11 protein-coding genes and 2 tRNA genes are annotated in these 13,567 nt (G+C 69.0%); 4 read left to right on the forward strand and 9 right to left on the reverse strand.

Annotated features, from left to right (window positions below; translation table 11 throughout):
• Positions 1-77 precede the first annotated feature (77 nt).
• Complete coding sequence (locus tag ACZ470_RS01005; RefSeq protein WP_468423185.1) at positions 78-1,109, forward strand: glycoside hydrolase family 6 protein; 1,032 nt, start codon at positions 78-80, stop codon at positions 1,107-1,109.
• A 66-nt stretch (positions 1,110-1,175) separates the two neighbouring features.
• Here the strand turns inward: ACZ470_RS01005 and glxA are convergent, their stop codons facing one another.
• The 3 genes from glxA to ACZ470_RS01020 all read right to left on the reverse strand — a co-directional run bounded on the left by glxA (position 1,176) and on the right by ACZ470_RS01020 (position 5,699).
• On the reverse strand, positions 1,176-3,116 hold the full coding sequence (gene glxA / locus ACZ470_RS01010) for a radical copper oxidase GlxA (protein ID WP_468423187.1): 1,941 nt from the start codon (positions 3,114-3,116) through the stop codon (positions 1,176-1,178).
• Positions 3,113-5,158: a glycosyltransferase family 2 protein gene (locus ACZ470_RS01015; protein ID WP_468423189.1), complete on the reverse strand. Its 2,046-nt coding sequence runs from the start codon at positions 5,156-5,158 to the stop codon at positions 3,113-3,115. The genes glxA and ACZ470_RS01015 overlap by 4 nt, the downstream gene beginning before the upstream one ends.
• Before the next feature lie 467 nt (positions 5,159-5,625).
• Positions 5,626-5,699, reverse strand: a tRNA-Lys gene (locus ACZ470_RS01020).
• A gap of 208 nt (positions 5,700-5,907) precedes the next feature.
• Here ACZ470_RS01020 and ACZ470_RS01025 point away from each other — a divergent pair.
• The 3 genes from ACZ470_RS01025 (at position 5,908) to ACZ470_RS01035 (ending at position 9,271) form a co-directional block, all read left to right on the forward strand.
• Positions 5,908-7,254 carry a peptidoglycan-binding protein gene (locus ACZ470_RS01025; protein WP_468423190.1) on the forward strand — a complete coding sequence of 449 codons (1,347 nt, stop codon included), beginning with the start codon at positions 5,908-5,910 and terminating at the stop codon, positions 7,252-7,254.
• Positions 7,255-7,344: 90 nt separating this feature from the next.
• Positions 7,345-8,541 (forward strand): SPFH domain-containing protein, encoded by a 1,197-nt coding sequence (locus ACZ470_RS01030; protein WP_468423192.1) that lies wholly within the window; start codon positions 7,345-7,347, stop codon positions 8,539-8,541.
• A gap of 124 nt (positions 8,542-8,665) precedes the next feature.
• Positions 8,666-9,271 carry a lytic polysaccharide monooxygenase auxiliary activity family 9 protein gene (locus ACZ470_RS01035; protein ID WP_468423194.1) on the forward strand — a complete coding sequence of 202 codons (606 nt, stop codon included), beginning with the start codon at positions 8,666-8,668 and terminating at the stop codon, positions 9,269-9,271.
• Positions 9,272-9,342: 71 nt separating this feature from the next.
• Here ACZ470_RS01035 and ACZ470_RS01040 read toward each other — a convergent pair.
• The 6 genes from ACZ470_RS01040 to ehuB form a co-directional block, all read right to left on the reverse strand.
• A tRNA-Lys gene (locus ACZ470_RS01040) sits at positions 9,343-9,416 on the reverse strand.
• A gap of 97 nt (positions 9,417-9,513) precedes the next feature.
• Entirely contained in the window at positions 9,514-10,272 is a 759-nt protein-coding gene (locus ACZ470_RS01045; RefSeq protein ID WP_468423196.1) for an IclR family transcriptional regulator, read from the reverse strand.
• A 204-nt stretch (positions 10,273-10,476) separates the two neighbouring features.
• Positions 10,477-11,268: an ectoine/hydroxyectoine ABC transporter ATP-binding protein EhuA gene (gene ehuA, locus ACZ470_RS01050; RefSeq protein WP_468423198.1), complete on the reverse strand. Its 792-nt coding sequence runs from the start codon at positions 11,266-11,268 to the stop codon at positions 10,477-10,479.
• A complete protein-coding gene (gene ehuD / locus ACZ470_RS01055) occupies positions 11,258-11,908 on the reverse strand; it encodes an ectoine/hydroxyectoine ABC transporter permease subunit EhuD (protein WP_468423200.1) in 651 nt (216 codons plus the stop codon). Before ehuD ends, ehuA begins: the two co-directional genes overlap by 11 nt.
• Complete coding sequence (gene ehuC, locus ACZ470_RS01060; RefSeq protein WP_468423202.1) at positions 11,908-12,621, reverse strand: ectoine/hydroxyectoine ABC transporter permease subunit EhuC; 714 nt, start codon at positions 12,619-12,621, stop codon at positions 11,908-11,910. The genes ehuD and ehuC overlap by 1 nt, the downstream gene beginning before the upstream one ends.
• Positions 12,618-13,532: an ectoine/hydroxyectoine ABC transporter substrate-binding protein EhuB gene (gene ehuB, locus ACZ470_RS01065; protein WP_468423204.1), complete on the reverse strand. Its 915-nt coding sequence runs from the start codon at positions 13,530-13,532 to the stop codon at positions 12,618-12,620. Before ehuB ends, ehuC begins: the two co-directional genes overlap by 4 nt.
• Positions 13,533-13,567 lie beyond the last annotated feature (35 nt).

Genomic DNA, 13,567 nt, shown 5'->3' on the forward strand with positions numbered 1-13,567 from the left:
GCCTCGTGGCTGCCGCGGGACGTATGTCAGGATTGGGGCTCGGAGCACATGGAACAAGTGCACCCAAGGGGGGCTCGATGTACGGCAGTAGGGGGGTCGGGGCGTTCGCCGGGGGGCGGGCGGCCGCGGTGGCGCTGGGGGCGGCACTCGTGATCACGGGGTGCTCCTCCTCCGACGACAAGGGGGACGACCCGGACGCCGGTGCGGGGATCACACAGCAGCCGAAGGAATCGGACCCGTTCTGGGTCAACCCGGACGGCAACGCCGCACGGCAGGTCGCCGAACTGGTCAAGGACGGCAAGAAGACCGAGGCCGACCAGATCCGCAAGATCGCCCAGCAGCCCGTCGCCGAGTGGATCAGCCCGGAGAACCCCGAGGAACAGGCCCGGGGCTTCACCGAGGGCGCGGACAAGGTGGGCCGCAGGGCGCTGCTGGTCCTCTACAACATCCCGCACCGCGACTGCGGCCAGTACTCGCAGGGCGGCGCCTCCGACGGCAACGCCTACCGCGACTTCGTCGACGGTGTCGCCAAGGGCATCGGCGACCGTCCGGCGACCGTGATCCTCGAACCCGACGCGGTGCTGCACCTGGTGGACGGCTGCACCCCGGGCGAGTTCCACGAGGAGCGCTACGACCTCCTCAAGGGCGCCATCGCCAAGCTGAAGGGCCTGAAGAACACCAAGGTCTACCTGGACGCGGGCAACGCCGGCTGGGGCAACCCCGACCAGATCCACGAACCGCTCAAGTGGGCCGGCGTCGAGCAGGCCGACGGCTTCTCGGTGAACGTCTCCAACTTCTACTCCACCGAGGACTCCATCGCCTACGGCAAGCAGCTCTCCGCCAAGATCGGCAACAAGCCCTTCGTCATCGACACCAGCCGCAACGGCAACGGCCCCTACACCGAGGGCGCGGCGGACGAACGCTGGTGCAACCCGCCCGGCCGTGCCCTCGGCGAAACCCCGACCACCAAGACGTCCGACCCCCTGGTCGACGCCTACCTGTGGGTCAAGCGCCCAGGAGAGTCGGACGGCGAATGCAAGGGCGGCCCGAAGGCCGGCGAGTGGTGGCCGGAGTACGCCTTGAAACTCACGGAAGGCTCAACCCCCTAAGGGGCGCGGGGAACTGCGCGACAAGCCACAGCGCTCCCGCACCCAGGGCCACCACCCGCGGGAGCGCTACGGCACCCGAACCCACTGCCCCTTACTGGGCGTCCCGTCACCGTCATTGACGAACAGCATGTACCACCCCGACTGAACCAGGTTCTTGTTCTTCGGCACCGTCACGGTGATCTCATCCCCCTCGGCCTTGAACTCCAGCGCGATCGACCGCTGATCCACATCAGTGACATGCGTGGACGCACTAGGCCGAATCAGCCGCACGCTCTTGATGGCCCCCGCGTCAGCGGAGCCGAACGTGCCGGACTCACCGCGAGCGATCGTCTTCGGCCCGCCCGACAGGTCGGGCTGCTCGTTGTCGCCGTACAGGTACGGCGGCGTGTAGATCTCGATGCGCTGCTCGAACTTGCCCGGCTTGGTGTTGGCCTTGTCGGCGAAGAGCGAGTCGGAGCCGAAGACCATCACGCGGCCGTCGGGCAGCAGGATCGAGCCGGAGTGGTAGTTGCGGCCCACCAGCGGGTCGGCGACCCGCCGGAACTCGTTCTTCTCCGTGTCGTAGATCCGTGCCTCGAGGATGTTGGAGTCGCCGCGGCCCCGGTAGTCCTCCGAGCCGCCGGTGACCAGCACGTCGTCGTTCGGCAGGACCGAGGCCTGCGGGTAGCGGGTGCCCTTGTCCAGCGAGGGGCCGTCGACGAACTTGGGGTCGTCGGCCTTGAGGTCGACGATCCGGGTCTTCTCGCTGGCCAGCTCGGACTCGCCGACCCCGCCGCCGCCGATCACCATGTACTTCTCGTCCTGCGCGGGCGGCAGCAGCACCGTGCCGGACGTCTCCAGCATGTTCGCGTCGCTCAGCCCGGGGACCTTCGTGAACTTGTTGGTCTCCACGTCCCAGACGCCGGGGTCACGGCCCACGTCGTCCGGTCCGTAGCCGGCGTTCGAACCCGAGTAGAAGACCTTGCCGTTCTGCATCAGGAACAGCGCCGGGTACGTCGGGAACTGGCGGACCTTGTCGGTGTAGGTCCACTCCTTGGTCTCCGGGTCGTAGACCTCGTTCTTGCCCGGGACCAGCTGGCCGATGTCGTCGAGGCCGGAGACGCTGAGGATCTTCCCATCGCTCAGGGTGGTGAGCGTCGGGTACCAGCGGGCCTCCTTCATCGGGTCGACCTTGATGTACTTCTCGGCGACCGGATCGAACTCGTAGGCGTCCCGGATTCCCTGGAAGTCCTTCTTGTCCAGGGCGAGCTTCTCCGCGATGCCGTACGTGTTGCGCGCGTCGGCGCCGGAGAGCCCCTGCACCTTGTAGTTGTCCTGCGTGCCGGTCTCGTACTTGGCGCCCTCCTTCTGCGCCTCGACGTAGATCCGGCCGACGCCGGGGGTGTTGCCCAGGAACTCGCCGGTCTCCGGGTCGAAGTTCTTCTTGGCGCGCGGGACGAGCACCGGGTCCTTCGAGACGAAGGTCTTGCCGTTCTCCTTGCCCGTGAACTTCGTCCCCGCGGGCAGGGTGATCGGCTTGTCCGGGTTCTCGTTGTGGACGATCATCAGGCCGCCGGCCTTCTTCACGTCACCCTTGAGCTTCTCGTACCGCTTGGTGCCGCCCGCGATCAGCAGATTGCCGTTGGCGAGCTGGGTGTGGCCGGTGCAGAACAGGTCGGTGGGCGTCGGCACCTTCTTGATGGTCCCCTTGACCGGGTCCCAGATCCGGGTGTCGTACTTCTTCGCGTCGAAGTTGTCCTGGTTGTTGCCGGACCCCGCGACGAGCAGCACCTTGCCGGTGCGCAGCAGCGCCGCGTGAATGGTGTTCTGCCGGTACTCCTCGGGGAACTCGACGATCTCCCACTTGCCGTTCTCGGCCTTGTACTCGGGCTGGTTGATCTTGTACTGGTGGTATTTCTCGGTTCCGAAGCGGTACAGCCACGGCCCGTTCATTCCGGCCAGCGCCAGCACCACCGCCGTGCCTATCGCGATCCGACGGGCGCGACGGCGGCCTGCACGGTCCTTCATTCCTTACGTCCCCCAAGTCCACCAAGGGCGATCTGCATGGTCTGGTCGTTGCCGGGGTTGCCGCCCCCGGGCCCGCCCGGGCCTTCGGGGCCCCCTGATCCGCCCGGTGCGCCGTGGGAGCCGGCCCACTGGGGGCGGGCCTGCGGCTGGTGCGGGGCGTGCTGCTGCTGCGGCATCTGCGGCAGCAGCTGGGTCCTGGGCTCCTGTGCGGAGTCCGGCTGCCCGCCCCCGGCGTGCGCGCCGGGCTTCTTGCGGTCCTGCCGCATGCCGTGGCGCCAGGCGAACATCGGCGCGGCGGTGATCAGCAGGGCGAAGGTCGCCCAGATCACCATCGCCGGGTGCGAGTGTCCGTAGACGAAGCCCGCGGCGATGGAACCGGCGAAGATCAGGATGAAGTACCAGTGGTACCGGAAGGTTCCGAACCAGGTGTCCGGGCTGGCCGAATCACCCTTGGGGGTGACCACGAACTTGCTCTTCCTGCGCAGGACGGAGTCGATCAGCGCCTTCGCGTAGAGCGGCGCCGACAGCGCGGACATCACCATGCCGGCGACACCGCCGGAGCCCTCCGGCTCGTGCGGCGAGACGTTGTGGCGGCGGTTCCAGACGTACAGGCCGATCTGGAGGGCGGAGGCGTTGCCGTACAGCATCAGCCAGACGGCCGGGTCGATGTTCACACCTGAGGCGCCCAGGCCCAGGAACAGCGCGCAGCTCAGCGCCGCCAGGATCCAGTTCAGGGCCGACATCGGGTAGAAGATGATCATCATCGTGTAGTTGAAGAGCTTGCTCGGCGGGAGCGAGTACCAGCCCTTCCAGTACTGCTTGAGGATCGTCTCGTACGTACCGCGCGACCAGCGCATCTGCTGGGTGAAGAAGTCCGTCCAGGCGTTGGGGCCCTCACCGACCGCGAGCACGTCCGGGGTGTAGACCGAGCGCCACTTCCGGCCCGTCGCCGGGTTCTTGGCGCGGTGCATCTCGAAGCCGGTCGCCATGTCCTCGGTGATCGAGTCGTACAGACCGCCGATCTGCTTGAGCGCCCTGATGCGTACGGCGTTGGAGGTGCCCACGAACATCGGCGAGCCGTAGCGGTTGCCGGCGCGCTGGATCAGCGCGTGGAAGAGGAACTGCTGGGACTCGGCGGCCTTGGTGACGAAGTTGTCGTAGTTGCCGTAGACCTGGGGGCCGATGACGAAGCCGACGTCCGGGTCGCGGAAGAAGCCGAGCATCCGCTCCAGGTAGTTCGGCAGCGGCACGTGGTCGGTGTCGACCGAGGCGAAGAAGTCGTAGTCGTCGCCGTGCGCGTCCAGCCAGGCGTTGTAGTTGCCGTGCTTGGTCTTCGCGCGGTGGGGGCCCTTCTTCTGGTTCCACTTCGCGACGCCCTTGCGGGAGAAGTGGTGCACGCCGAGCCGGGCGCAGACCTCCTTCACCTCCGGGTCGTCGCCCTCGTCGAGCAGCCAGACGTGCATCAGGCCCCGGTGGCGGATCTTGACGGCCGCCTCCAGGGTCTTCGTCACCATCTCCAGCGGCTCCTTGCCGGGCACGAAGGAGGTGAGGAAGGCGACCCGGGTGCCGGTCTCGGGCACCACCGGGATCGGGTCGCGGGCGACCAGGGTGGCGTGCGCGTTCGACAGCACGTTCATGCAGCGGAAGAACTCGATCAGGCCGATCGAGACGAGCATGACGACGTCGAGGGCCGGCAGCCAGTCGAACGCCGGGTAGTCGCGCTCGGTCCAGTGCGAGGGCTGGAGCAGCCACACGAGCAGGACCAGCGACAGCACCGGGGCCGCGGCCAGCATCAGCGCGATCCGGATGCGGTGCGGCTCCTGCGAGATCAGCGAGCGGTACTGCACCTTGTACGGCTTGTTCGGATCGGGCTGGGTGAGGGGCCCCGCGAGCCGGCTGTAGTGCTCGTAGTCGTACCTCGGCAGTGTCTTCCTTATCCGGCGGAACGCGCCCGTGTTCCAGTTCCGGTGCGAAGGCACCCTGAGCTGGGTGGTCTGGGACGGGTCGTCGTCCCTCCCGGCGCCCGTCGGCGTCGACGTCATGAGTCATCCCCCCAACACCCGGTGGTCACCGCGTGTTTCGTCGCTTCCTTACGTCCGCTCCGGTCCCCCTCGACCGTCACTGACGTGTCAGTGGTTGACCGCTGTCACCACGTCACCCACACCTTATAGACACGGCACAGCGCTGTTCCGGTTGCATGATGCCCCCCTCGGCATCGCTTCATGAAGCGGGATCCCTTGTCCCGCATCACCGGCAACCGGTTTCATGCCCCCCAACCGCCGCGAACCCGCAGCAACTTGAAGAACCCAGGGTCTACGGTGCCCATCATGATCGCAAGATGCGAAACATGGTGTTCACCGGTCATACGTGTCCAATGTGAACGGTGAGGGAGGCCCGGGGGGTCCGGTGTTGCATACGGGTTTCGAGTGCGTGGGGTTCAATGTGCGCGAGAGGGTATCCGGCCAAAAACCGACGGGCCCCTCGTGTGCACGAGGAGCCCGTCTGTCGGTGCGCCGCCAGGGACTCGAACCCCGGACCCGCTGATTAAGAGTCAGCTGCTCTAACCAACTGAGCTAGCGGCGCGCGCTGACGGCGTAACTCTACAGGACCCCGGCGGGTGCTCCCGACCGCGGGCCGCCCCGTCCGCCGCCCGGGGGTCATGCCCGGTACGCCCCCGGGCCACCGCCCGTACATCGTTCGGACCGTCAACATGCGCGTGCGGACGACGGTTGCGAAACTGACCCTCGTGCACCGACGCGGAGCATTCGACCGGGAGTGTGAGGGGAATCGCATGGAGTCTCCGGTATTCGAGGAAATCGATCCGGCGGGCGACTGCGACTGCCCCGGCTGTGCGCACTGGCGGCGCGTTCTCCCGCATTCCCGGACCGGCCGCCTTCCCGGCCATCCGGCGGCCCACCGGACGGCTCTCGTCGTGGCCGCCGTGACCTCCGCCGCGATCACCGCCCAGGCGGTTCCGGCGGTCGCGGCCCCGCACTCTCAGCGGCCCGCTGGTCCGGACGTTCCCGCAGGCGAGGAGCCCAGTACCCCGCAGGGGGCGCGGGGGCCGCTGCACGGACCCGGCGCCCAGGCGGGCCCGCCCGCGCGCCCCGCGCGGGTGCCCGCGATCACCCGCGAGGAGATCATCGAGCGGGCCGGGACATGGGTCACCCGGAAGGTTCCGTACGGAGTGAGCTCTTATTGGTCCGACGGTTATCGGCAGGACTGTTCGGGTTATGTCTCGATGGCCTGGAGACTGCCCGGGAACGAATGGACCGGAAGTCTCGCGAATTACGCCGAGAGAATCACGAAGAACGAACTCCAGCCGGGTGACATGCTGCTGTTCCACAATGCCGCCGACCCGTACGGCGGATCCCATGTCGTCCTCTTCGGCGGATGGGCCGACTCCGCCCGCTCCCAGTACGTCGCCTACGAGCAGACCGCCCCGCACACCCAGCGCAGGACCACCCCGTACGCCTACTGGAACAACTCCGCGCGCTATGTCCCGTACCGCTACAAAGGGGTGGTCGACGGTACGGCGGGGAGCGGGGCGGAGACCGCGGTGCGGCCCGCCGCACCGGGCCGGATCCCGTTCCCCGGAGTGGCCTATTTCGGCCCCGGGGCGGACAACGCGTACGTCACCGAGCTCGGCCGCATGCTCGTCGCCCGCGGCGGCGGGCACTTCTACCCCGCTCCTCCCGGTCCGCGCTGGACGGACGCCGACCGCAGGGCGACCCGGGCGTTCCAGGAGGCCCAGGGGTGGCGGGGCGCGGCGGCGGACGGGCTGCCGGGGCCGACGACCTGGGAACTGCTGACGACCGGCGGGGGCCGGGACATCCAAAGCGGAGATTCCGCTTCCGCTGTCGCCGGTGCGTCGTCGGCGCCCTCCTCGCACGGGGTGCCGGGCTTTCCGGGCCGGGCGCTGTTCCGCCCCGGCGCCGTCAACGACCATGTCACGCGGCTCGGGAGGCAGCTGGTGAAGAAGGGCTTCGGCCGTTACTACACGAAGGGGCCGGGGCCGCGCTGGACCGAGGCGGACCGCCGCAACGTGGAGGCGTTCCAGCGGGCCCAGGGCTGGCGCGGCGGGGCGGCGGACGGCTATCCGGGCCCGGAGACCTGGCGGCGGCTCTTCCTCTCCTGACCCACCCCGGGCGCACGGCATCCCCCGACGCCCACGTCCCTCGAAGTGATGACCGATGTGACGCATCTGGCGCGGAGGCTGGAGGCACGCATGACCACGACGACGTCCCCCGTTCCCGACAACATCCCCGAACACGTCCCCGAGCCCGGCGGCCCGGTGGACGGCGGCCCGGTGGACGGTGCGGCGCCCGCCCGGCCGGTGCGGCTGATCCACACCGAGTCCACCACCGAGATCCCCGTCCATCTGCTGTTCCGTGACGCCCCCGAGCCGGCGCCGGTGCGGCTGAGACCGGCGGTCGTCGCCCGCCGGCCGGGCGCGGACGAGCAGGGCGCGGGGGAGCGCGGCACGGGAGAGCGCCCCCGGCTGCGCAGCCCGGCCGCCGAGCGGCCCCGGACCTGTGTGCCGCGGGTCGAACCCGACCTGGTGGAGCGGCCCGCCCGGGTGCTGCCCGGCATCGTGGGAGTGCTCGCCGGGGTGTGCGGAGCGGCCGGCTGTGCGGCCACCTCGTGGTGGGCGGGCGTGCTGCCGCCGCCGGTGGCGGAGGTGCTCGGGCCGGCGGCGGGCGCGGCCGGCCTCGGTCCCGCGCAGTGGGCGGCGTACGCGGGGGCCGGGGCGCTCGGACTGTTCGGGTTCGGCGGTCTGGCCCGCGGCCGGACCGGGCGGGCCTGGGTGCTCGGCCTCTGCGGCCGCTACCGGGGGACCGTCCGGCGGACCGGGCTGCTGTGGGTCAACCCGCTGCTCCTGCGCCGCCGGGTCGACGTGCGGCTGCGGCACTGGCGCGGTGAGCCGATGCGGGCGGCCGACCGGAGCGGGGTGCCGCTGCGGGTGGCGGTCCTGGTGGTGTGGCGGGTCCGCGACACCGCGCGGGCGACGCTGAGCGTCGAGGACCACGAGTCGTATCTGCGCGCGTGCGTCGAGGCGGCGTTGTCGCGGGTGCCGGTGGCGGCGCCGGGCGCGGGGAAGGGCGCGGTGGACGCGGCGCAGGACACGCTGACCCGGCTGGTGGCGGCGGACACCGCGCCGGTGGGGGTCGAGGTGTTCGCGGTGCGGCCGATGCGGGTGGAGTACGCGCCCGAGGTGGCCGCCGCGATGCACCGGCGACGGATCGCCGCGCTGGACGCCCAGCACCGGGCGAGTGTGCTCGGCTCGGTCGTGGATTCGGTGGAGGACACGGTCACCCGCCTGACCATGCGGGGGCTGGTCGAGCTGGACGACTACGAACGCAAGGTGCTGGTGAAGGACCTCACGGTGGCGTTCTGCGCGGGACGGGGGGAGACGGGCCCCTGAACGTCGGGCGAACAGGCCCTGCGATTGGTATGGACATGTTCAATGCGCGGCAATACTCTGCACTTGGTCTAGACCTACCTGCACGGCTCACGGAAACTCCCCCACGTTCACCAGGAGCGGCAGCATGCGCACACGGACCAAGATGTACGCAGCCGCGGTGGGACTGGCCACGACCGGAGCGCTTGTGCTCTCCTCCGGTGGTGCCAGCGGCCACGGCTACACCGACCTCCCGATCAGCCGGCAGAAGCTCTGCCAGAACGGCTCGGTGACCAACTGCGGATCCATCCAGTGGGAGCCGCAGAGCGTCGAGGGCCCGAAGGGCTTCCCCGCCGGCGGTCCCGCCGACGGGCAGATCTGCTCGGCCAACAACACGCGGTTCGGCCAGCTCGACAACCCGAGGACTCCCTCGGGCGGGGCCTGGCCGACCACCCGGGTGTCGGGCGGCCAGAACTACACCTTCCGGTGGCAGTTCACGGCCATGCACGCCACGACCGACTTCAAGTACTACGTCACCAAGCCGGGCTGGAACCAGAACCACAAGCTGTCCCGGTCCGACCTCAACCTCACGCCGTTCTTCACGGTCCCCTACGGCGGGCAGCGTCCGCCGCAGACCCTCTCGCACAGCGGCCGGCTGCCGAGCGGGCTCAGCGGGCACCACGTGATCCTCGCGGTGTGGACCGTCCACGACACGGGCAACGCGTTCTACGCCTGCTCGGACGTGACCTTCTGACCCTCGCCACCGGCGGCGGGTCGCGGGAGTACGCAAAAGGGCCTCTCGCTCCCACGAGAGGCCCTTCGGTGTGCGCCGCCAGGGACTCGAACCCCGGACCCGCTGATTAAGAGTCAGCTGCTCTAACCAACTGAGCTAGCGGCGCATGACTCCCGCCGTCCGCTTTCCGCGGGCGGCGACAGAGAAAATAATACCCGGTCCACGGGGGTGCTCCGGACCACCGCGGACCGGGCGGACAGCTCCTAGATCGTCAGCGACAGCAGCACCGGTGCCGCGTTGCGGTTGAGCGTGTCCGCCGCCTGGCGCAGGCGGTGGGCGTGCTCGACCGGCAGGGACAGCGCCAGACAGCCCACCGACGAACCGGCCGTGATCGGGACGGCCGCGCAGACCGTGCCGATCGCGTACTCCTGGAGGTCGAGCACGGGCACGGTGGGCGGCTGCGCCGCCAGCCGGGAGAGCAGCAGCGTGTCACTGGTGATGGTGCGCGAGGTCAGCCGCGCCATCCTGTGCCGGGCCAGATGGTCGCGCCGGCCGTTGTGGTCGAGCTGGGTGAGCAGGCTCTTGCCCGCCGCGGTGGCGTGCGCGGAGCAGCGGAAGTCCACCCACTCGTTGACCTTCGGGGCGGCCGGGCTGTCGGCGTACTGGGTGACCTTGACCTCGCCGTCGATGTACCGGCTGAGGTAGACGGCGGCGCCCACGCTGTCGCGGAGCCGGTCCAGGACGCTCTGGAGCTTCTCGCGCAGCGCCTCCTCGTGTCCCTCGGTGGAACCGAGGCGGGCGAAGGCCGCTCCGGTGACGTACGCGCCGTCGGCGATCTGCTCGACGTAGGCCTCGCGGCGCAGCATCCGCAGGAGCGTGGTCAGTCGCTCCGTGCCGAGGCCGGTCTCGCGGGCGAGTTCGGTGTCGGTGACTCCTGTGGTGTGCCGCGCCACCGTCTCCAGTACGCGCAGGGCGTCCTGGGCCGAGTGGTACGGCGCGGTCGGCTCGTGCCTCAGCGCCACGGTTTCCCCCTGCGCTCGTCGTACAGGACCTGGGGCCGCAATCCGGTCAGCGAATCCCCTCCACGATAGCCGTCAAACGGCTACCGGGAAGCGGGTGTTGACGAGAATTGCGGCCCCCTCATCTGCGGCGCCGACCCCCTGGCATATGCCAGAGACATGCTCCACGGCGTGGACCTCGGGCATTGCCCCGTTCACGCCCCGTGCCTACAGGACCGCGCTGAGGAATTCCCGTGTGCGGTCGTGCTCCGGCTCGCTGAAGATCTTCTCCGGCGAACCCGCCTCGATGATCCGGCCCGAGTCGAACATCAGCACCTGGTCCGAGATGTCCCGGGCGAAGTTCATCTCGTGCGTCACACAGAGCATCGTGATGTCGGTGGAACGGGCGATGTCCCGGAGCACGTCCAGCACACCCGCGACCAGCTCCGGGTCCAGCGCCGAGGTCACCTCGTCCAGCAGCAGCACCTGCGGCCGCATCGCCAGCGCCCGCGCGATCGCCACCCGCTGCTGCTGACCGCCGGACAGCTGCGCGGGGTGCTTGTCGACGTGGTCGGTCAGCCCGACCATCTCCAGCAGCTCCCGCGCCCGCTCCTCGGCCTCGTCCTTGGACATGCCGAGCACGGTGACCGGGGCCTCGGTGATGTTCCTCAGCACCGTCATGTTCGGGAACAGGTTGAACTGCTGGAACACCATCCCGATCTTCTTGCGGACCTCGCGGACCTGCTTCTCGGGCGCCGGGAACAGCTGCTCCCCGTCGACGGTGATGGTGCCCTCGTCCGGCTTCAGCAGCGTCATCAGCAGCCGCAGGATCGTGGTCTTGCCGGAACCGGACGGACCGATCAGCGTGACGTGCTTGCCGGCGTCCACGGAGAAGTCCAGGTGGTCGAGGACCGTGTGGTCCCCGAACCGCTTGGTGACCTGCTCCAGCCGGATCAGCTCGCCGCTGCTCCTCGCGTTCTCGGGCTTCTTCTCGAACGGGGCGTGGGTGTCAGTGGACAAGGCGTCGCTCCAGGGATCGAAGGGCAAGGGAGGCCAGGTAGGAGACGACGATGAAGGCGAAGCCGATCACCGTCAGGGGCTCGGTGAACTGGAAGTTCTGCTGGGAGAACAGCCGCGCCTCACCGAGCATCTCCAGCACGGTGATGGCCATCAGCAGCGGCGTGTCCTTCAGCATCGAGATGACGTAGTTGCCGAGCGCGGGCACCACCCTGCGCACGGCCTGCGGCAGGATCACCACGGTCCACGTCCGGCGCAGCGGCAGGTTCAGCGCCGTCGCCGCCTCCCACTGGCCCACCGGCACGGCCTCGATACCGGCGCGGTAGACCTGCATCGTGTACGTCGAGTAGTGCAGCCCGATGGCGAAGACACCGGTGGTCAGCGCCGAGAAGGTGACCCCCCACTCGGGCAGCACGTAGAACAGGAAGAACAGCTGCACCAGCAGCGGGGTGTTGCGGATGAACTCCGTCACCGCGCCGACCGGCCAGGTCACCCAGCGCGTCGGCACCCGCATCAGCAGCGCCCACACCAGACCCAGCGCGAACGAGATCAGCGAGCCGAGGACCAGCACCTGAAGGGTGACGATCAGCCCGTCCCAGAAGTGCGGCATGAAGTCGGAGACCGCGCTCCAGTCCCACTGCATCAGACTGCACCTCCCACGTTCGTGGTCTCGGGCCGCTTCAGCTCCAGGTCGGGCTTGCGGACCACGGCCTTGCCGACCCCCGCCTTCAGCTTCTTCTCCAGACCGCGCATGATCCGGGTGAGCAGGAAGGCGATCACGAAGTAGATGACCAGGATGTACGTGTAGATCTCCGCGCTCTCCTGGAGCGCCAGCCGCACCAGGTTGCCGCTGAACGCCAGGTCGCCCATGCCCATGATCGACACCAGGGCGGTGCCCTTGAGCAGCTCGATCAGCAGGTTGGAGAACGGCGGGATCATCTCCGGCACCGCCTGCGGCAGCAGGATCAGCTTCATCCGCTGCCAGGGCGTGAAGCTGAGCGCGATACCGCCCTCACGCTGGGCCGGGTCGACCGCGGCGAGGGCACCGCGCACGATCTCCGAGCCGTACGCCCCGTAGGTCAGGCCGAGTGCCAGCGTGCCCGCCCACAGCGGCACCAGCTGCCAGCCGAAGGCCGGGGGCAGCACGAAGAATACCCAGAAGATCATCACCAGTGCCGAGGTCCCGCGGAACACCTCGGTGTAGAAGCCCGCCAGGAAGCGGACGATCCACAGCCGGTGGGTGCGCGCGACGCCGACCACGAAGGAGACCGCCGTCGCGAGCAGCGAGCTGAGGACGAGCAGCTGGATCGTGACCCAGACACCCTTGAGTACCAGTTCCCAGAGTCCCGATGTCATCCGCCGCACAACTCCTTCGCGGTCAGATCCGTCATCTCGGCCTCGGTGAAACCGAACGGCCTGAGGATGCGGAGCAGCTCGCCGCTCTCCTTGAGCTTGCGCAGTTCGACGTTGAAGGCGTCCCGCAGCTTCGTCTCCGTCGGCCGGAAGGCGAAGGCGCCGCCGTCGACGTGCGGCTCGCCGCCGACGATCGGCTTGAAGGGCTCCGTGACCTCCGCCTTGTTGGACTTCTTCACCACTTCGCGGGTGGTGAGGGCGGTCCCGGCGAAGACGTCGACGCGTCCGGCCTCGACGGCGTTCAGGCCGGCGACCTGGTCGGGGACGATCAGGATGTCGCTCTCCTTGTAACCGGCCTCGACCGCGTACGCGATCTCCGCGTACCCGGTGCCGGTGGCGAACTTGGCCTTCTTCTCGACGACGTCCTGATAGCTGTGCAGCCCTTTCGGGTTGCCCTTGCGCACGATGAACGAATCGAGCATCTGGTAGTCGGGGTCGGAGAAGATGACCTGCTCGCAACGCTCGGGATTGACGTACATCCCGGCGGCCACGACATCGAACTGCTGGGAGTTCAGCCCGGGTATCAGCGAGCCGAACTCGGTGGGCACGGGCTGCACCCGGTCCACACCCAGCCGCTTGAATATGACCTTCGCGAGCTCCGGTGCCTCGCCGGTCAGTTCGCCGTTCTTGTCGATGTAGCCGAACGGGATCTCACCGGCGATACCGAGGCGGACGACGCCCGCCGCCTGGAGCCGGTCCAGCAGGTCGCCGCCGCCCGTGGTCGCCGCCGTGGGCACCCGGGAACAGCCCGCGACGCCCAGCGCGCCGAGCGCCGCGACCCCCGCGAGCAGCGACCGACGCGAGGGCCCGGAGGTCTCTCGGAATCGTCTCAGTGGTTGCAGTGGTGGAGCCATGGCGGCGCGGCTACCCGAAGGTATGCGAGTTATTC

This window comes from Streptomyces sp. NPDC031111 (assembly GCF_055570675.1).